Source organism: Halomonas garicola (genome assembly GCF_031935715.1).
Lineage (GTDB): Bacteria > Pseudomonadota > Gammaproteobacteria > Pseudomonadales > Halomonadaceae > Vreelandella > Vreelandella garicola.
In genome coordinates this window covers 1-17,891 of sequence record NZ_JASSZF010000017.1, presented here as the reverse complement: position 1 = coordinate 17,891, position 17,891 = coordinate 1, and the positions used below count along the sequence as shown (strand labels likewise).

The window sequence follows — 17,891 nt, the reverse complement described above, 5'->3', positions numbered from 1 at the left end:
CCTAAAACCCGTCGACGCCGGCCGCTCGCAAACGGTCGGCCAGCGCCTGCACCCCGGGCGCGCGGAAAAACGCCGTCAGCGCTTCGGCGCGGGTGGCGCCGACGCCGGGTAGCGCCCGCCACTGCTGCCGGCTGTAGCCGGCAAGCGCGGCCCAGTCGCCGCTTGCCTTTTCGCTACCCGTCGGCGCCCCCAGCGCCTCGAGCCAGGCGGAAAACGGCTGCGCTCGCGCCGCGGTAAAGCGCTGCGTGAGGAGTTGCGCCCTGGCCGCGCCGATCCCCGGCACCCGCTCCAGCCGGGCCCGGTCAAGCGTTAGCCAGTCCAGTAGCCCAGCCACCGCGCCTGCGTCCATCAGCGACTGCCAGGTGCCCTCGCCTACGCCGCGCATGCGAAGCGCGTCGCCCAGCCAGTCGAGCCTGGCGAGGAGCTGGCCCTCGCAGCCCAGCGGACGTCGCTCACTTGGCGCCGACAGCGAAAAACAGCTGAGGCGATGGTAATCGTCTGCCGCGGGCACCGTCAGCGGCTCGCGCTCGACGGCCTGCCAGACCACCTGCTCGAACGCCGGAATCGTCAGCCCGCCCAGTGCCACGGCAATCTGGTCGCCGGCGCGGACGTCAAAGCGCCGCCAGCGCTCGAGCGAGCCAAGCGACACCCGGCTGATGCGCCGGCCGTCCAGGCGCACCGGGTCAAGGTGCAAAAGCGGCGTCACCCGCCCGGTGCGGCCGATGCGAAACTCGACCCCGCGCACCCCGGCAAGCGCCCGCTGCTCGGGGTACTTCCACGCCACCGTCCAGTCCGGCGGGCGTGGGCGCCAGTGCGCCCCGCCGGGCCGCTTGCCCTGCTTGAGCACCACGCCGTCGGTGGCGAAAGGCAGCGGCGCGGTATACCAGTGCTCCCGCCAATGGGCAGCGCCGCGGCGATCATCGAGCCTGTGCGTATAGTCGGCGGTGGCAAACCCCAACGCGCCAAGTCCTTCAAGGCGCTCGGGCATGGTCGCGGGGCCGTCGGGCCAGCCCCAGACAAAGAGGCCCACGCGTCCAAGCTCGGCCCGGGAAGGCGCGGCCTGGCGCATAACGCCGGCCACCTTGTTGCGCGCGAGGGGCTTTCGGGGCTTAGCCTGAACGTGGTCGGCAAGGCGCCAGTAAAGCTCGCCCTGGAGCACCGCCGACGCCGGCTCGGGAAGGGTATCGGGCACGGCCGGCAGCTGGCGGGCCCGGGCCGTCCAGTCCTGGCCGCGCTCGCCGTCGCCGCGGCTCACGGCGTCAACAAGCCTGCCGTCCGCGTAGCGCAGCGTGACCGCCACGCCGTCCACCTTGGGCTGCACCCAGAGGTCGTCCCGGCGGCTGGCCCAGCGCTCGACGCCGGCTTCATCAAGCTTCTCGAGCCCGGTCTGGGCTACCGGGTGACGGCGCACGCTGTTTTTACCCGCCGGTGGGCCGGCGCTCGCGCTGAGTTCAGGGGCATGGCGCCGGGGCGTTCCCGCGCAGGTCCGCCAGGCTTCCAGCCGCGCGGCCGCCTGGTCGTACAGCTCGTCGTCAACGGGCGAGCGTCCGCCTTGATAGTAGGCGCGGTCCCACTCGGCCAGCCGCGCCTCCAGGGCCCGGACTTCCTGACCCAGCCGCGCCTCGCTCCAGCTCGGGCAGCTTGCCGCCGCCGGCCCGGCCCACAGCGCCAGCGCCGCCGCTATTACTATCGCCGGCGCCTCCCACCGCCCCCGCGGCATTACTCGGCTTCCTTTCTGGCCAGCAACAACAGCCCGGCGGCAATCAGCGCGCCGATAAGGTCGCTGATCAATCCGGGGAAAATCAGCGTCAGCGCCCCGACCCCGGCCAGCAGGCGCCAGAAGACGTTGAGCGGCCGGCGCAGATAGCCTTCCACCGCCACGGCCAGCAGCAGTACGCCGACCACGCCGGTGACCACCACCAGCAGAATGTCGCCGACGGTGGCGTCGATCATCAGCATGCTGTGGGCAAACACGAACATGTAGGGCACCACGAACCCGGCAACGGCCAGGCGCATGGCCTGAAAGCCGGTGGCGTTGGGCGAGCCGCCGCTGATACCGGCGCCGGCATAGGCGGCAAGCGCCACCGGCGGCGTGAGGTTGGCAAAGATGCCGAAGTAGAACACGAACATGTGCGCCACAAAGATCGCGGTGTCGCTGCTGCCGGCCAGCTCACGAAACAGCGGCAGGTTGAGCAGGATCGGCGCCGCCATGGTGCTGGTGATGATGTAGGTAGGGATGCTCGGCAGCCCCATACCCAGCACAATCGAGGCGAGCATGGTGAGCGCAAGCGTCACCAGCAGCTGCACCGTGGGGTAGGGAATCTGCTGGCCAAGCGTCACCACCGCATCGGCCACCTCCAGGGCGATGCCGGTGAGCGTGGCCACGCCGACGATAATGCCCACCGCGCCGCAGGCAATGGCCACGGGAATGGCGTTGCGCACGCCGTCGTGCATGGCGTCCCGGCAGTCGGCGACGTCCATCTTTTCCGCTACCAGGCCAAGCTTCGCCCGCAGCGCGTTAATCGCCACCGGCAGGGCAACGATGCCAAACAGCATCAGCCGGCTGGCGGGCAGCCCGGGCATCGCGTTGCCCGCCAGCAGCGCCTGCCACTGGGGCTCGACAATCAGCAGCGCGAGAATGGCGCTGGTGCCCAGGGTGACCCGCCAGGTACCGCAGATCAGCACGGTGGCGGCGATGGACCAGAAGGCGGCGAAAAACGGCGCGCGGCCCTCGAACAGCAGCCACAGCAGCACCGCCATGGGAATCAGCAGGTGCCCGCGCTTGAGCAGTACGGCCTTGAGCGGCGTGAGCCTGGCGCGATCGATGCCTTCCAGGCCGTCGCGCAGCGCGCGCAGGTGTACCTGAAACAGCACGCCCAGATAGAACAGCAGCGCGGGGATAATGCCGGCCAGAATCACCTGGGTATACGGCACCGACAGCACCTCGGCCATGATGAAGGCTGCCGCCCCCATGATCGGCGGGAGTATCTGCCCGCCGACGCTCGCCGAGGCCTCGACGGCGCCGGCAAAGTTGGGCTTGTAGCCGGTGCGCTTCATCAGCGGAATGGTAAAGGCGCCGGTGGTCACCACGTTGGCAATCGCCGAGCCGTTGATCGAGCCGAGAAAGCCGCTGGCAATGACCGCGACCTTGGCCGGCCCGCCCCGGGTATGCCCGGCCACGGCCAGCGCCAGGTCGTTGAACAGCTGCCCCAGCCCCGACTTGCCGAGAAAGGCGCCGAAGAGGATAAACAGGATGATGTAGCTCGCCGAGACGCCGGTAGCGGTACCCAAAAGCCCCTCGGTGATAAACACCAGGTGCGAGACGATCTGGCGGCAGGTGGCCAGCACGATAGTGGCGTCAAGCGCGGGGTAGAACGACAGCTTGGCGTAAAAGCCGTAGGCCAGAAACAGCGTGGCCAGCAGCGTCAGCCCCCAGCCGGTGGCCCGCCGGGTGGCGTCCAGCACCAGGGCCACCGCCAGTATGCCCACCAGCATATCGGTATCGTTGATGCGCCCGGCCGAGGCGATAACGCGGTCGGCCACCGCCAGCATGTAAACGCCCACGCCGAAGGCCAAAATCGCCAGCGCGGCGTCGCCCCAGGGCACGCGATCCCGCGCGCCGGTGCGGGTCAGCGGGTAGAGGACGAAAGTCAGCCCCAGCAGAGTATAGAGGTGGATGCTGCGCTGGGCGACGTCGACCAGCGGACCGGAAAAGGAAGTGTAGAGGTGAAACAGCGCCAGCAGCACCGCCACTACCGTGACGCCCTTGATCACGGCACTTGGCAGCCTGTCGCGCACCAGGCTTTCGCGGTCGTATTTTTCCAGCGCTTCCTTCACCGCCGGATCGTCGGCTGCGCCGGCCGGGGCCTGCCCCGATGATGCGTGCTTGTCGTCGGACATAGCGCCCCTCTCTCTTGCCTTGATCTCTTGCATTGATGATTATTGGCTGTTGGCCCCGGTATCCCGCTCAAAAGAATAGGCCAGCCGCCAGGGTCGCACCAGCGCCGGCAGCACCCGCCACAGCGGCGCGCGCTTAACGCTGAACGTCAGTACCGGGGGAGGCTCGGCCCGGGACAGCGCAAAGGTCGGTTCGAACGGGCCGAGATGATAGCGCATGCGGTAGCGCTCGGCGGCGGCCGCCTGCACGGCCAAAGGGTCTACCGCGCGATCAATGCCGGTCATCACCACCCAGCCGTTATCAAGCCTGGTGGCCGTGCCCGCCGCGGCCGGCACGCCGGCGCCGAAGGTTTTGAAGCGCGTGCCGGTGAGCATGATGGCGCCGCTCTTCCCTACCTCGAACCACTCCTCCCAGTCTTCCTTCTCCACCGAGTGCATCCAGCGCAGGGTAAAGCGCGCGCCCTCACCGCCGGGGAAGGCATAGCGCAGATCACCCCCGTCGTGCACCGTTAGCCAGGGGAGCGGCCACGCAAGCGCGGCGGCCATTATGGCCGCCGCGACAAGGGTGATCCCGATGGCGCCGGGCGCTACGCGCGGCGCCATGGATGCCATCCAAAACGGATGTCAGAGGCTACATCAGGACGACTGGCTGTCGGCACTCTCTTTTTCCGCCTCGGCGTCGTCGGGCTGTGCATCGTCGCTGTTGTTATCGGCATCTGCCGGCTGGCTATCCTCGTCGTCCGTCGCGCCGCCGGACACGGACTCGTACACCGATTCGGCGCCGGGATGCACCGGTACGACCAGGTCCTCATTCATGGTATCGGTATCAATCTGCTTGAGCGCGCTCACCGAGACCTTGTCGGAGTTGAGGTAGTCGTAGAAGCGCTGGGTCAGCTCTTCGGCGACGTCGTCGCGCATGTCGCTACCCACGATCAGCATGTTGCGGATCGCCACGGTGTCCACTTCCTCATCGAGGTCGTAGCGCTCCGGGGCGCCGGCCGGCACGGTGTAGGACTCGTAGTAGGGGTACTGCTCCAGCAGCTTATCGGCCACCTCGCCGTCGACCGGGACGAAGGTGATATCGGTGTTCTGCTGAAGTCCGGTAATGCTCGAGTTGGGCACGCCCGAGGTGAAGAAGGCGGCGTCCAGGTTACCGTTGCTCATGCCGGTCACGCTGTCGGCGTAGCCGGTATGGCTAATCTGGGCCAGGTCGTCGTAGCTCATGCCCGCGGACTCGATGACCTTGGTTGCGCTCTGCTCAACGCCCGAGCCCACCTTGCCTACGCCAACGCGCTTGCCTTCGAGGTCGGCGATGCTCTCGATATCGCTGTCCTCGGTGGCAACGATCTGCACCACGTTGGGGTAGAGCCCCGCCAGCGCGCTGATATCCGCCGGCTCGCCGTCGAACTGGTTGTCACCGTTGACCGCATCAAAGGCCACGTCGCTCATCACAATCGCGATATGGTTCAGGCCGTCGCTGATATTGTTGATGTTCTGCACGGAGGCGCCGGTGGAGACCACCTGAACGTTTTCCACCAGGTCGCTTTGCTCAAACACGCCCTTGAGCGCGCCGCCGATGGGGTAGTAGGTGCCGCCGGTGCCGCCGGTGCCGAAGATCAGGCTCACCGGCTCGCCGTTGGCGGCCGCATCGCTGGTTTGATCGGCATCGTCGGCCTGGTCGGTATCCTTGGCCTGGTCGGTATCCTTGGCCTGGTCGGTATCGTCGGTATCGGTCTGGTCATCGCCGCCCTGGGCATCGTCCGCCTGGTCGCTAGCGTCTTCCGGCGTTTCCACCTCGGCTTTCTTGGTCCCGGCGTCGCCGGCCGGCTGCTGCGTGCTCGTGTCGCTCTCCTGGGCCGTCTCTTCGGCATCGTCACCGCAGCCTGCCAGCAAGGCGCCGGATAGTCCCAGCGCCGCCGCCTGTACCCAAATACGCTTGGTCATCGTACCTCTCCTCTTGTTATGGCGATTTGCCCACGTCGCTGCCCGGTAAGGCAGCCGTTTTAACGTTACCGTGACACTCTGCAACATAAAAAGGCCCCGGTATACCGGGGCCTTTAAACGATGGGCTACCTGGCACGGTGCTGACACATTGAAATGTCACACCGCACGATTATTCGGCGAGGCGAGGCTACGCCATACCGGCGGCCTGACGCAGGGCATCAACGCGGTCGGTTTTCTCCCAGGGGAAAGCGGTGAAGGTTTCCACGTGCTCCTGGCCCCGGTCGTCGGTCCAGCGGTAGCTGTGCTCGAACGGTTTCCGGCCGAAGTGGCCGTAGGCGGCGGTGAGCTGATACATGGGGTGCTCAAGGTCGAGCATCCGGGTAATGGCGTAGGGGCGCAGATCGAAGTGCTCGCGCACCAGGCGCACAATAGCGGCCTCGCTCACCTTGCCGGTGCCGAAGGTATCGACCGACACCGACGTCGGCTCGGCCACGCCGATGGCGTAGGAAATTTGGATTTCGCACTTGTCGGCAAGCCCCGCGGCAACGATGTTCTTGGCCACGTAGCGCCCGGCGTAGGCGGCGCTGCGGTCGACCTTGGACGGGTCCTTGCCCGAAAACGCGCCGCCCCCGTGGCGCGCCATGCCGCCGTAAGTATCGACGATGATCTTGCGCCCGGTGAGCCCGCAGTCGCCTACCGGCCCGCCGATGACAAACTTGCCGGTGGGGTTGATGTGATACTGGGTAGCCTCGTCCAGCCATTCGGCGGGGATCACCGCTTCGATGATTTCGCGCCTGACGATCTTGCGCAGCTCTTCCTGATCGATATCGGGGTCGTGCTGGGTCGAAAGCACCACGGCATCGACGCCGCAGGGCTTGCCGTGCGCGTCGTAGCGGAACGTCAGCTGGCTCTTGGCATCCGGGCGCAGCCAGGGCAAAAGCCCCTCGCGGCGAAGCTCGGACTGCTTTTGCACCAGCCGATGCGCGTAGTACACCGGCGCGGGCATGTAATCGTCGGTTTCGTTGGTGGCGTAACCAAACATCAGCCCCTGGTCGCCGGCGCCCTGGTCTTCGGGCTTGACGCGGTCCACGCCCTGGGCAATGTCCACGCTTTGCTTGCCAATGAGGTTGATGATGCCGCAGGTATCGCCGTCAAAACCGACTTCCGAGGAGGTATAGCCGATGCCGTTGATCACCTCGCGCACCAGCGCGTCAAGATCAATCCAGGCAGACGTGGTCACTTCCCCGGCAATGATCGCCACGCCGGTCTTGACCAGGGTTTCACACGCTGTGCGCGCCTGTTTATCGCGGGCAATAATGGCATCCAGCACCGCATCGGAAATCTGGTCGGCGATCTTGTCGGGGTGACCTTCGGAAACCGACTCGGAAGTAAACAGGGAATATTCGCTCATCGCGCTCTCGACCCTCTGTTCTGGTGGCAGGAGTGAAAATTGTTGCCAAAGGGCTGGAGTTTACACCCTGCCCGCACGGCTTCCTAGGATTTGCCGCCATGGGCGAAGTCAGCGATAATAACGGCTTTGATTTCCGTTTGCAGGCGAGGAGCACCCCATGCCGTCCCGATTTGAGCTGGCCAATGCCGTTCGCGCGCTTTCCATGGACGCCGTACAAAAGGCCAATTCCGGCCACCCCGGCGCGCCCATGGGCATGGCTGACATCGCCGAAGTGCTGTGGAATGACTACCTCAAGCACAGCCCTGAGGCCCCCCAGTGGGCCGACCGCGATCGCTTTGTGCTCTCCAACGGCCACGGCTCGATGCTGCTGTACTCGCTTTTGCACCTTACGGGCTACGACCTCGGCCTCGAGCAGCTGCAAAACTTCCGCCAGCTCCACGCCGCTACCGCCGGCCACCCGGAGCACGGCTACGCCCCGGGGATCGAAACCACCACCGGCCCGCTGGGCCAGGGGCTGGCCAACGCCGTGGGCATGGCGCTTGCCGAGAAAACGCTGGCCGGCCAGTTCAACCGCCCGGGCCACGCGATCGTCGATCACCGCACCTGGTGCTTTCTCGGCGACGGCTGTCTGATGGAAGGCATCTCCCACGAGGTGGCCTCCCTTGCCGGCACCCAGAAGCTGGGCAAGCTGGTGGCGTTTTACGACGATAACGGCATTTCCATCGACGGCGAGGTCGACGGCTGGTTTACCGAGGATACCGCCAAGCGCTTTGACGCCTACGGCTGGCACGTAGTGGCCAACGTCGACGGCCACAAGCCCGACGAGATCAAGGCAGCCATTGAGCTTGCCCTGACCCAGGACGATAAGCCCAGCCTGATCGTGTGCAAGACCGTGATCGGCTTTGGCGCGCCCAACAAGCAGGGCAAGGCGTCCTCCCACGGGGCCGCGCTCGGCGACGACGAAGTCGCCGCCGCCCGGGAGCAGCTGGGCTGGCATCACGCCCCCTTCCACGTTCCCGAAGACATCTACGTCGGCTGGGACGCTCGGGAGGCGGGCAAGGCGCGCCAGGCCGAGTGGGACGCACGCTTTGCGCGCTACGCCGACGCCTTCCCCGAGGACGCCGCCGAGCTTAAGCGCCGCCTGAAGGGCGAGCTGCCGCGCACGCTCACCAGCCTGGCGCTGGTGGAAAAGGCCCAGCAGGAGGCCAAGACCACCGCGTCGCGCAAGGCATCGCTTGCCGTGCTCAACGAGCTTGGTCCCCAGCTGCCCGAACTGCTCGGCGGCAGCGCCGATCTGGCGCCGTCGAACCTGACATTCTGGGACGGCGCCAGGACCATCACGCCCGACGCGCCCGGCGGCAGCTACCTGCACTACGGCGTGCGCGAATTCGGCATGGCCGCGATCATGAACGGCATCGCCCTGCACGGCGGCTTTGTGCCCTACGGCGCGACGTTCTTGACCTTTATGGACTACATGCGCAACGCCATCCGCATGTCGGCGATCATGAACCAGCAGGCCATCTACGTCTTCACCCACGACTCCATCGGCCTTGGCGAAGACGGCCCCACCCACCAGCCCGTCGAACAGCTGACCGGCTTGCGCACCATTCCCAATCTTTGTGCCTGGCGCCCCTGCGACGCGGTGGAAACCGCCGCTGCCTGGGACGCCGCGATCAAGCACACTTCCGGCCCCACCGCGCTGGTGTTCTCGCGCCAGAACCTCGTCCACCAGCCGCGCACCCGGGCCCAGCTGGCCAACATTCAGCGCGGCGGCTACGTTCTTAAGGATAGTGTCCTCAAAGACAGTTCGCTTAAAGGCAGCGAGGCCGCACCGGAGCTGATTCTGATCGCCACCGGCTCCGAGGTCGGCCTGGCCATGGACGCCGCCGCCGAGCTTGAAGCCGGCGGCACCGCCGTGCGCGTGGTCTCCATGCCGTCCACCCAGCGCTTCGATGACCAGAGCGCCGAATACCGCGACAGCGTGCTGCCGGCAGCGGTTACCCGGCGCATTGCCGTGGAAGCCGCCCACGCCGACTACTGGTACAAGTACGTAGGCCTTGAGGGCCGGGTGATCGGCATGACCACCTACGGCGAATCCGCCCCGGCGGAGGATCTGTTCAAGCACTTCGGCTTTACCGTCGATCACGTGGTCGAGCAGGCCCGAGAGCTGCTGGAGTCAATGCCTTTGTCGGTGACCTCATGCCTGCGCTGAACGGTTTTTTGTGGCTGCTGCTGTGCTGGCTTGCCGGTGAGCTGATCGTCTACTACACCGGCATCCCCATTTCCTCCGGCGTAATCGGCATGCTGTTGCTGTGCGGCGCCCTGGCGATAAACGGCGGCGTGCCGGACAGCGTGGCCGCCGCCGCCCAGCCGCTGATCGCCATGCTGGCGATGCTGATCATGCCCGGCGTGACCGGCGTGTTTTTCATGATCGACGAGCTGGCCGGGCAGTGGACCGCGATCATGCTAAGCCTGGTCGTGGGCACCCTGCTCAGCGTGTTTACTACGCTTTGGCTATTGAAGCGCCTGATGCAGGATGACCATGCTGAGTGAGGCACTGCTGCAGCGACTGACCGCCACGCCGCTGTTCGCCGTGGCGCTTACGCTGGCTGCCTACCTGGTCGCCATGGCGCTGCTCAAGCGCCTTGGCCGGCCGCCCTGGCTACCGGCCATTCTGCTCGCCACCGTTCTGCTGACCGGAGCGCTGGTGCTCACCGGGATGGATTACACGGCCTACCAGGACGGCGCCCGCTGGCTTACCGTGCTGCTGGGCCCGGCGACCGTGGCGCTGGGCATGCCGCTATACCAACTGCTGCCCCGCATTCGCCAGCTGTGGCGCCCGTTGGCCGTGTGCCTGCCGGTGTCCGCCGTCATGGCCATTGTCTACGCGCTGGGCATCGCCTGGCTCATGGGCGCGCCTGGCGAGATCATCGCCTCGCTTGCCGCCAAGTCGGTTACCGCCCCCATCGCCATGGGCATTGCCGAGCAGATCGGCGGCAACGTCTCGCTGCTGCTGGGGGCGCTGCTGATCACCGGCGTGGCCGCCATTGCCTTTGTCAGCCTGGTTGCCAGGCTGATGGGCATTACCGACGAGCGCCTGATCGGCTTTGCCCTGGGCGTCAACGGCCACGCGCTGGGCACGGTACGCGCCTTTGAAATCGGCTCCACCGCCGGCGCCTTTGCCTCGCTTGGGATGAGCCTGACGGGGATCTTCACCGCGCTTTTGCTGCCGCTGGCCTGGCAGCTGTTAAGCTGACGCCAATAGCCCCCTGAGCCCGGCTGCCGGCGGCCGCGCATCTCACTTCAGCATTGCGGAGGACATCACACCATGGCGGACGAGGCTTACCGGTACCGCATTGCCATCAACGGCTACGGCCGCATCGGCCAGTGCGTGCTGCGCGCGCTGGTAGAGCGCGAGACGGCCAGCACCGACCCGACCCATATCGACCCGATACCCATCGATATCGTCGCCATCAACGAGCTCTCGGACGCCGCTACCATCAGCTACCTGACGCGCTTTGATACCACCCACGGGCGCTTTCCGGGGACGGTGGAAAGCGACAACGGCGACCTGATCGTCAACGGCCGGCGCATCCGCCTGCTTAGCGAGCCGGACCCTACCCGGCTTCCCTGGCGCAAGCTCGACGTGGACCTGGTGGTGGAGTGTTCGGGCAGCTTCAAGGATCGCGCCACCGCTATGCAGCACATCGACGCCGGGGCCAAACAGCTGCTGTTTTCCCAGCCGGCGGAAAGCGACGTCGACGCAACCGTGGTATGGGGAATCAACCAGGACTCGCTGACGCTTGACCAGCCGGTGATCTCCGCCGCCTCCTGCACCACCAACTGCCTGGTGCCGCTTTTGACGGTGCTTGACGAAGCGCTGGGCGTGGAGCACGGCGTGACCACCACCATTCACTCGGCGATGAACGATCAGCCGGTGATCGACGCCTACCATCAGACCGACCTGCGCCTGACGCGCTCGGCGATGCAGTCCATTGTCCCCGTGGATACCGGCCTGGCCCGGGGCATCAGCCGGCTGATGCCGAGCCTTGCCGGGCGTTTTGAGTGCCTGCACGTGCGGGTGCCCACCATCAACGTGTCGGCCATGGACCTGGCGCTGACGATGCGCCGCGATACCGATGCCGCCGCGGTCAACGCGCTGCTGCAAACGGCCGTGACCAGCCGGCTCGACGGCGTGCTGGGCTATACCGAAGAGCCCACCGCCTCCAGCGACTTCAACCACGACCCGCGCTCGGGGGTCATCGACGCTACCCAGACCCGGGTCGCCGGGGCGCGGCTGGTCAAGCTTTTATGCTGGTTCGACAACGAGTGGGGCTTTGCCAACCGCATGCTGGATATCACCCAGCGGCTAGCGCGGCTGCGTCACGACGACTTGACCTTCCATGCCCCAACGACTGACTAGAGACGACGAGGACGTTTTGCCATGAACGTGCAGACCATGAACGACCTTTCCCTTCGCGGCCGGCGCGTACTGATCCGTGAAGACCTGAACGTGCCTATCAAGCAGGGCCGGGTAACAAGCGACGCCCGCCTGCGCGCGGCGCTGCCGACCATCCGCGCAGCCGTTGAGGCCGGCGCCCAGGTGCTGTTGATGAGCCACTTGGGGCGCCCCGTCGAGGGCGAGCCGGCGGACGAATTCTCCCTGGCGCCGGTGGCCAGGCGCCTGGGCGAGCTGCTTGAGCGTCCGATTACGCTGGTCACCGACTACCTGGACAGCGCCCCCGAGCTTGCCAACGGCGAAGTGGCCCTGCTGGAAAACGTGCGCTTCAACGCCGGCGAGAAAAAGGACGACGAAGCACTTGCCCGCCGCTACGCCGCGCTGTGCGACGTCTTCGTCATGGACGCCTTCGGCACCGCGCATCGCGCTCAGGCCTCGACCCACGGCGTCGCGCGATTTGCCAAGGCGGCCTGCGCCGGCCCGCTGCTCGCCGCCGAGCTTGCCGCGCTGGAAACCGCGCTTGCCGCGCCGGCGCGCCCCATGGCGGCGATCGTCGGCGGCGCCAAGGTCTCGACCAAGCTCGAGGTCCTCACTGCCCTTGCCGACAAGTGCGACCAGCTGATCGTCGGCGGCGGCATCGCCAACACCTTTATCGCCGCCGCCGGCCATAACGTCGGCAAGTCGCTCCACGAGGCAGACCTCGTCGATCAGGCCAAAGCCCTGATGGACAAGGTCGATATTCCCCTGCCCACCGACGTCGTGGTGGCTACCGAAGTGTCCGAGTCCGCCGCAGCCACGGTCAAGCCGGTGGATCAAGTCGCCGACGACGAGCTGATCCTCGACATCGGCCCGGACAGCGCCGAGAGCCTTGCCGGCCTGCTCAAGGAAGCCGGTACCGTGCTGTGGAACGGGCCCGTAGGCGTGTTCGAAATCGACCAGTTCGGCGAAGGCACCCGGCGCCTGGCACGGGCCATTGCCGAAAGCAGCGCTTTCTCGATTGCCGGCGGCGGTGATACCTTGGCCGCCATCGATAAGTACGCCATCGCCGATCAGGTGTCGTATATCTCCACCGGCGGCGGCGCCTTTCTGGAATACGTCGAAGGCAAAACGCTGCCTGCCGTCAGCGCGCTGGAAGCGGCGGCGAGATAGGCCCGGCGCTTGTAACAGGCGCCTTGTGGAGACATGATCTCAATCAGTGTATACGACACCCGCTTTCTACGCTTCCAGGCGAAGCCCGGTGTACATTTCATCCCCGCTACCGATACTAAGGTGACTTCATGGCACTAATCAGCATGCGCCAGATGCTGGACCACGCCGCCGAACACGGCTACGGCATCCCCGCATTCAACGTCAACAACCTCGAGCAAATGCGCGCCATCATGGAAGCCGCCGACCAGACCGACTCGCCGGTGATCATCCAGGCGTCCGCCGGCGCGCGCAAATACGCCGGCGCGCCCTTTCTGCGCCACCTGATCCTGGCGGCGGTGGAAGAGTTTCCGCATATTCCGGTGGCCATGCACCAGGACCACGGCACTAGCCCTGCGGTGTGCCAGCGCTCCATCCAGCTGGGCTTTTCCTCGGTAATGATGGACGGCTCCCTGGGGGAAGACGGCAAGACGCCGATGGACTACGACTACAACGTCGACGTCACCCGGCGCACCGTGGAAATGGCCCACGCCTGCGGCGTTTCCGTGGAAGGCGAGCTTGGCTGCCTGGGCAGCCTGGAAACCGGCATGGCCGGCGAGGAAGACGGCATTGGCGCCGAGGGCAAGCTCGACCGCGAGCAGCTTCTCACCGACCCCGAAGAAGCGGCCGAATTCGTCAAGGCCACCCACGTTGATGCCCTGGCCATTGCCATCGGCACCAGCCACGGCGCCTACAAGTTCACCCAGCCGCCCACCGGCGATACGCTCTCCATCCAGCGCATCAAGGAGATCCACGCGCGGATCCCCGATACCCACCTGGTGATGCACGGCTCCTCCTCGGTGCCCCAGGAGTGGCTCGACGTGATCAACCAGTACGGCGGCGACATCCCCGAAACCTATGGCGTGCCGGTCGCGGAAATCGTCGAAGGCATCAAGCACGGCGTGCGCAAGGTCAACGTCGACACCGACCTGCGCCTGGCGTCCACCGGCGCGGTGCGTCGTTTCCTGGCGCAGAATCCGGCCGAATTCGATCCGCGCAAGTTCCTCAAGGAAACCATCGGCGCCATGCGCGACGTGTGCATTAACCGCTACGAATCCTTTGGCGCCGCGGGCAACGCCAGCAAAATCAAGCCGATCAGCCTGGAAGACATGTACCAGCGCTACGAACGCGGCGAGATGGCGCCCAAGGTCAAGTAACCCTAGCCAACGCAGCCCGCCGACAAACCCGGCTGGGCAAGCAGCATGCGCACAAGAGGCGGCCACCGGGCCGCCTTTTTCATGGTGCAGCGCCGCGACCTCATCGCGCCCGAGCGAGCCATGAGCCAGTAGCCGGGTCAGGGGCTTTGTGCCACACTGAGGCGTCATCCGCTGCAAGGATTCACCATGTTTCTGCCTCTTTTACTGTTTGATTGCGACGGTACCCTGGTCGATAGCGAACCGCTGCTGGCAGAAGAAATGGCCGCCGGTCTCAACGCGGCAGGATTGCCATTTACCACCGCCGATTATCTGACCAAGTACCGCGGCGTACGCTTTCGCCATATCATCAAACAGCTGCAGAAGCAGCACGGTCACGTACCTGCCCGTAAGCTCAAGCGCATAGACAAAGCCATGCGGGTCAAGCTGGCCCAACGCCTTGCCACCGAGCTTGTGCCCATTGCCGGTACTCGGGAAGCGCTCGAGCAGCTCATCGCCTACCCCCGAGCGGTGGTGTCCAACGGCGCGGCGGCAAAAATTCGCACGGCCCTTGCCACCACCCGGCTTGACGGCTACTTTCAGACCGCCCTGTTCAGCGGCTATAGCGTCAACTGCTGGAAACCCGAGCCCTGCCTGCACCTTCATGCCGCACGCGCCATGGGGTTTGCCCCCGGCGACTGCATCGCCATTGACGATGCCCTGGTCGGCGTTCAGGCCGCGCTTGCCGCCGGCATGACGGTGATTCACCTCAATCGCTTTCCACGGATCGAGACGACGCCGGCAAATGCCATTATGATACGCCACATGAAAGAGCTCCCCGACGTGGTGGAGCAGCTGACCCGGGCGCGCCACCCTGCCCCGGCGGCTGATGACACGCCCGCAACGCCACTACCCAAGGCAGCCACAGGAGGACGCTAATGGCATCGCTGCGCGACCAGCTCGGCGGGCTGGTTTACTCTACCGAACAGGGCGACACCTGCCCTCACTGCCGCGAAGCCCTGGACCAATGCCGCTGCGAAGCAGTGGCCGACGAGCAGCGCCTCGCGGCGCTGGACGGCACGGTGCGTATCCGCCGCGAAACCAGCGGGCGCAAAGGCAAGGGGGTCACGACTCTGAGCGGGATCAAGCTGCCCGCCGACGAGCTGAAACAGCTGGCCAAGCGGCTGAAAAAGCGCTGCGGTACCGGCGGTGCGGTGAAAAACGGCGTCATCGAAATACAGGGCGATCACCGCGATACGCTTTACCAGGCGCTGGTCGAGCTGGACTATACGGTCAAACACGCCGGCGGCTAAGCCACGGGCAAGCCGCAGCGCCCTATAACACCACGGCAAAGGTCCCTCATGGTCTGGCTGGAATACCTGTTACCGCTCATCTTTCTCTTTCCCATGGCTGCCCTCGGCGCCGTGGTGCTGGCCCTGCGCAGCCTGCACGACGCCAGCGTGCGCTCGCCGTTTGATGCTGACCTCCTGCGCGGGCCGGGCCAGGCGCTGCGCACGCGGCTGGACCAGGCCTTTTCCACGCTCTTTCTCAACGGCTCGCTGGGCCCGCTGGTTAGCCTGGCGCCGCTGGTCTACGGCATGGGTCGCATGCTCTTTACCCAGCGGCAGTTCTGGGTCGAGTGGGCGCTCTACGGCCTGCTGAGCACGGCGCTGGTGCTGATTTTTTCCCTATTGCTGGTACGCGACTACCAGCGCATTCGCCGCCTCAAGCTGGGCCTTGCCTGCGAGCTTGCCGTCGGCCAGGAGCTGGAGCGGCTGGTTCACCCCGAAGCGCACCCCTACGCGGTGTTTCACGACGTGCCCGCCGGGCGCTTTACCATTGACCACGTGGTCGTCACGCCCAGCGGGGTTTTTGTCGTGGAAACCCGCGCCCGGGCTCTGGGGGTCGACAGCCGCGCGCTGAACTGGGTGTATGTGGAGCAAGAGCGGCTGCGCTTTCCTCACTGGCAGGAGCGTCGGCCGCTGTACAAGACTCGTCAGGCCGTCAGCTGGCTGAGCGACTGGCTGGAGCGCCAGTGCGGTATAGCGGTGCCCGTGCGCGGCATTCTGGTACTCCCGGGCTGGGAGATCGACACCCGGGAGGCCGCCAGCGACATCACGGTCGTCAGCGGCGAAAGGCTGGCCACCGGGCTTGCCGATATGACGCTTGGCGAGCTTGACAGGGCCGTCCACGACAAAGTGATCTACCTGCTGCTCGAGCGCTCACAGCAGTCGGACAGGCACCTGCGTCAGCCCTCCGCCTGACTCAGCCGTCACCCTTGAGCCTGCCGCCCATTTCCTGGGCCAAATCCACCGCATAGTGGTCGGTCATGCCGCCGATAAAGTCCAGCATACGACGGTAGCTGGCATACAGCGGCCACTCCTGTTGCGGCGTATTTTCCCCGATCAGGGCCAGAACACGCTGGTGCTTAAAGGACAGCTCGCCGTCGTGATGCAGCTCATGGGCTGCCCCGATGAACGCCTCCAGCAAGATACCCAGCGTCGTATAGGCGCCGATCTCCAGCTTGGCCTTGCGTTCGTTCTGGAAAATGCGCTCCCGGGCAAGCGCCTTGGCCGCGCCCACCCCACCGCTCAGGTCCGCATGGCACAGGGACAGCAGATCGCGGTCCAGAGCGCCTTTCAGCAGCGACGGCTCGTGGCGCACGAATACCTCGCCAACCTCGTTGACCGCGCGCTCCATGGCCGCCCCCCGCAACAGGGCAATGCGGCGACGCTGGGAGGCGCCGCGCTGCTGCATTTCGGCATATTCGGGCGGCGTCTCACCGGCAATGCGCTGCAAAATATCCGCCACTTCTTCGTAGCGCAGAATACCCATTTCCAGGCCGTCTTCCAGATCCAGCAGGGCATAGCAGATATCGTCGGCGGCCTCCACCAGCCACGCCAGCGGATGCCGACACCAGCGATCCTGCCCGTGGGCGAGCAGTCCCAGGCTTTCCGCTACCTCGCGCAGCAGGGAAAGCTCTGACTGATAGGCGCCGAACTTGCCGCCGGTGCTTTTATGGGTAACCGCCCAGGGGTATTTCAGCAGCGTTCCCAGCGTCGCGGCGGTCATGCGCATGCCGCCGTTAAACTGGTTGTATTCAATCTGGGTAATCACCCGAAAGCCCTGGGCGTTGCCTTCGTAGGTAAGGAGGTCGTCGCGCTCGGCGGGGGTCAGGCCCTCGAGCAAGCCGGCCTTGGCCGCCCGCTTGAACCAGTCGCGTATGGCGTACTCGCCGGCGTGACCAAAAGGCGGATTGCCGATGTCATGGCCCAGGCAGGCGGTTTGTACAATCACCCCCAGGTCCGCCGGGGTGATGGCGTCAGGCAGGCGATCATGCAGCAGCTCCCCCACGATCATGCCCAGCGAACGGCCAACGCAGCCGACTTCAAGCGAATGGGTCAACCGGGTGTGGATATGGTCGTTTTCGGTGAGCGGATGCACCTGAGTCTTGCGTCCCAGGCGGCGGAAAGAGCCGGAGAAGACAATCCGATCGTGGTCCTTGTGAAACGGCGTGCGCCCGATCTCGTGTGAAATATCAAGCCGCTTGTCGTGCAAACGCCGGGGGGACAGCAGCCTCTCCCAGCACATCATCGTCATTGAGCCCGTCTCCGTAAACGTCGCGTGTTAGTCAGGGGTAAGCCCCTAAGCTCCCCATATTACACCTCGGGCGCCTTGGCGTGCCGCCGTATGCCCTATGCATCACCGCGAGCCTGAGATCGCCACGACGTCAAAACGCCTCGCCATGACACAGCCGCACACAAAAAACCCGGCGCTTGGCCGGGTTCTTTGCGTATTGGTGCCTGACGATGTCCTACTCTCGCATGGGGAGGCCCCACACTACCATCGGCGCTGAGCGGTT

General features: G+C 65.7%; 15 protein-coding genes. 9 read left to right on the top strand and 6 right to left on the bottom strand.

Annotation, left to right across the window (positions count from 1 at the left end):
- Window position 1: 1 nt before the first annotated feature.
- The 5 genes from ligB to metK form a co-directional block, all read right to left on the bottom strand.
- Window positions 2-1,720, bottom strand: coding sequence for an NAD-dependent DNA ligase LigB (gene ligB / locus RS027_RS07740; protein WP_311955718.1), 1,719 nt, complete (start codon window positions 1,718-1,720; stop codon window positions 2-4).
- On the bottom strand, window positions 1,720-3,900 hold the full coding sequence (locus RS027_RS07735) for a TRAP transporter permease (protein WP_311955716.1): 2,181 nt from the start codon (window positions 3,898-3,900) through the stop codon (window positions 1,720-1,722). The genes ligB and RS027_RS07735 overlap by 1 nt, the downstream gene beginning before the upstream one ends.
- Before the next feature lie 39 nt (window positions 3,901-3,939).
- Window positions 3,940-4,500 (bottom strand): DUF1850 domain-containing protein, encoded by a 561-nt coding sequence (locus RS027_RS07730; RefSeq protein WP_311955715.1) that lies wholly within the window; start codon window positions 4,498-4,500, stop codon window positions 3,940-3,942.
- Between the two features lie 33 nt (window positions 4,501-4,533).
- On the bottom strand, window positions 4,534-5,841 hold the full coding sequence (locus RS027_RS07725) for a TAXI family TRAP transporter solute-binding subunit (protein WP_311955714.1): 1,308 nt from the start codon (window positions 5,839-5,841) through the stop codon (window positions 4,534-4,536).
- Window positions 5,842-6,028: 187 nt separating this feature from the next.
- Window positions 6,029-7,252 carry a methionine adenosyltransferase gene (gene metK, locus RS027_RS07720; protein WP_311955712.1) on the bottom strand — a complete coding sequence of 408 codons (1,224 nt, stop codon included), beginning with the start codon at window positions 7,250-7,252 and terminating at the stop codon, window positions 6,029-6,031.
- Window positions 7,253-7,409: 157 nt separating this feature from the next.
- Between metK and tkt the strand changes: the two genes are divergently transcribed.
- The 9 genes from tkt to RS027_RS07675 all read left to right on the top strand — a co-directional run bounded on the left by tkt (window position 7,410) and on the right by RS027_RS07675 (window position 16,293).
- Window positions 7,410-9,464, top strand: a complete 2,055-nt coding sequence (gene tkt, locus RS027_RS07715) for a transketolase (protein ID WP_311955710.1) — start codon at window positions 7,410-7,412, stop codon at window positions 9,462-9,464.
- Window positions 9,452-9,805, top strand: a complete 354-nt coding sequence (locus RS027_RS07710; RefSeq protein WP_311945621.1) for a CidA/LrgA family protein — start codon at window positions 9,452-9,454, stop codon at window positions 9,803-9,805. The genes tkt and RS027_RS07710 overlap by 13 nt, the downstream gene beginning before the upstream one ends.
- Window positions 9,795-10,508, top strand: a complete 714-nt coding sequence (locus RS027_RS07705) for an LrgB family protein (protein ID WP_311955708.1) — start codon at window positions 9,795-9,797, stop codon at window positions 10,506-10,508. Before RS027_RS07710 ends, RS027_RS07705 begins: the two co-directional genes overlap by 11 nt.
- Before the next feature lie 72 nt (window positions 10,509-10,580).
- Entirely contained in the window at window positions 10,581-11,675 is a 1,095-nt protein-coding gene (locus tag RS027_RS07700; protein WP_311955706.1) for a type I glyceraldehyde-3-phosphate dehydrogenase, read from the top strand.
- A 21-nt stretch (window positions 11,676-11,696) separates the two neighbouring features.
- On the top strand, window positions 11,697-12,860 hold the full coding sequence (locus RS027_RS07695; protein WP_311955704.1) for a phosphoglycerate kinase: 1,164 nt from the start codon (window positions 11,697-11,699) through the stop codon (window positions 12,858-12,860).
- A gap of 128 nt (window positions 12,861-12,988) precedes the next feature.
- Window positions 12,989-14,053, top strand: coding sequence for a class II fructose-bisphosphate aldolase (gene fba, locus RS027_RS07690; RefSeq protein ID WP_311955702.1), 1,065 nt, complete (start codon window positions 12,989-12,991; stop codon window positions 14,051-14,053).
- A 186-nt stretch (window positions 14,054-14,239) separates the two neighbouring features.
- Window positions 14,240-14,968 carry an HAD family hydrolase gene (locus RS027_RS07685; protein ID WP_311955700.1) on the top strand — a complete coding sequence of 243 codons (729 nt, stop codon included), beginning with the start codon at window positions 14,240-14,242 and terminating at the stop codon, window positions 14,966-14,968.
- A complete protein-coding gene (locus RS027_RS07680) occupies window positions 14,968-15,342 on the top strand; it encodes a translation initiation factor Sui1 (RefSeq protein ID WP_311955698.1) in 375 nt (124 codons plus the stop codon). The genes RS027_RS07685 and RS027_RS07680 overlap by 1 nt, the downstream gene beginning before the upstream one ends.
- 48 nt (window positions 15,343-15,390) lie before the next feature.
- Window positions 15,391-16,293: a nuclease-related domain-containing protein gene (locus tag RS027_RS07675; protein ID WP_311945611.1), complete on the top strand. Its 903-nt coding sequence runs from the start codon at window positions 15,391-15,393 to the stop codon at window positions 16,291-16,293.
- Window position 16,294: 1 nt separating this feature from the next.
- Here the strand turns inward: RS027_RS07675 and RS027_RS07670 are convergent, their stop codons facing one another.
- Window positions 16,295-17,629 (bottom strand): deoxyguanosinetriphosphate triphosphohydrolase, encoded by a 1,335-nt coding sequence (locus RS027_RS07670; RefSeq protein WP_311955696.1) that lies wholly within the window; start codon window positions 17,627-17,629, stop codon window positions 16,295-16,297.
- Window positions 17,630-17,891 lie beyond the last annotated feature (262 nt).

What these genes read in the sequence shown, in the direction of transcription:
- ligB (WP_311955718.1), bottom strand. Translation starts at nt 1,720, where the DNA reads ATGCCGCGGGGGCGGTGGGAGGCGCCGGCGATAGTAATAGCGGCGGCG.
- RS027_RS07735 (WP_311955716.1), bottom strand. Translation starts at nt 3,900, where the DNA reads ATGTCCGACGACAAGCACGCATCATCGGGGCAGGCCCCGGCCGGCGCA.
- RS027_RS07730 (WP_311955715.1), bottom strand. Translation starts at nt 4,500, where the DNA reads ATGGCGCCGCGCGTAGCGCCCGGCGCCATCGGGATCACCCTTGTCGCG.
- RS027_RS07725 (WP_311955714.1), bottom strand. Translation starts at nt 5,841, where the DNA reads ATGACCAAGCGTATTTGGGTACAGGCGGCGGCGCTGGGACTATCCGGC.
- metK (WP_311955712.1), bottom strand. Translation starts at nt 7,252, where the DNA reads ATGAGCGAATATTCCCTGTTTACTTCCGAGTCGGTTTCCGAAGGTCAC.
- tkt (WP_311955710.1), top strand. Translation starts at nt 7,410, where the DNA reads ATGCCGTCCCGATTTGAGCTGGCCAATGCCGTTCGCGCGCTTTCCATG.
- RS027_RS07710 (WP_311945621.1), top strand. Translation starts at nt 9,452, where the DNA reads ATGCCTGCGCTGAACGGTTTTTTGTGGCTGCTGCTGTGCTGGCTTGCC.
- RS027_RS07705 (WP_311955708.1), top strand. Translation starts at nt 9,795, where the DNA reads ATGCTGAGTGAGGCACTGCTGCAGCGACTGACCGCCACGCCGCTGTTC.
- RS027_RS07700 (WP_311955706.1), top strand. Translation starts at nt 10,581, where the DNA reads ATGGCGGACGAGGCTTACCGGTACCGCATTGCCATCAACGGCTACGGC.
- RS027_RS07695 (WP_311955704.1), top strand. Translation starts at nt 11,697, where the DNA reads ATGAACGTGCAGACCATGAACGACCTTTCCCTTCGCGGCCGGCGCGTA.
- fba (WP_311955702.1), top strand. Translation starts at nt 12,989, where the DNA reads ATGGCACTAATCAGCATGCGCCAGATGCTGGACCACGCCGCCGAACAC.
- RS027_RS07685 (WP_311955700.1), top strand. Translation starts at nt 14,240, where the DNA reads ATGTTTCTGCCTCTTTTACTGTTTGATTGCGACGGTACCCTGGTCGAT.
- RS027_RS07680 (WP_311955698.1), top strand. Translation starts at nt 14,968, where the DNA reads ATGGCATCGCTGCGCGACCAGCTCGGCGGGCTGGTTTACTCTACCGAA.
- RS027_RS07675 (WP_311945611.1), top strand. Translation starts at nt 15,391, where the DNA reads ATGGTCTGGCTGGAATACCTGTTACCGCTCATCTTTCTCTTTCCCATG.
- RS027_RS07670 (WP_311955696.1), bottom strand. Translation starts at nt 17,629, where the DNA reads ATGACGATGATGTGCTGGGAGAGGCTGCTGTCCCCCCGGCGTTTGCAC.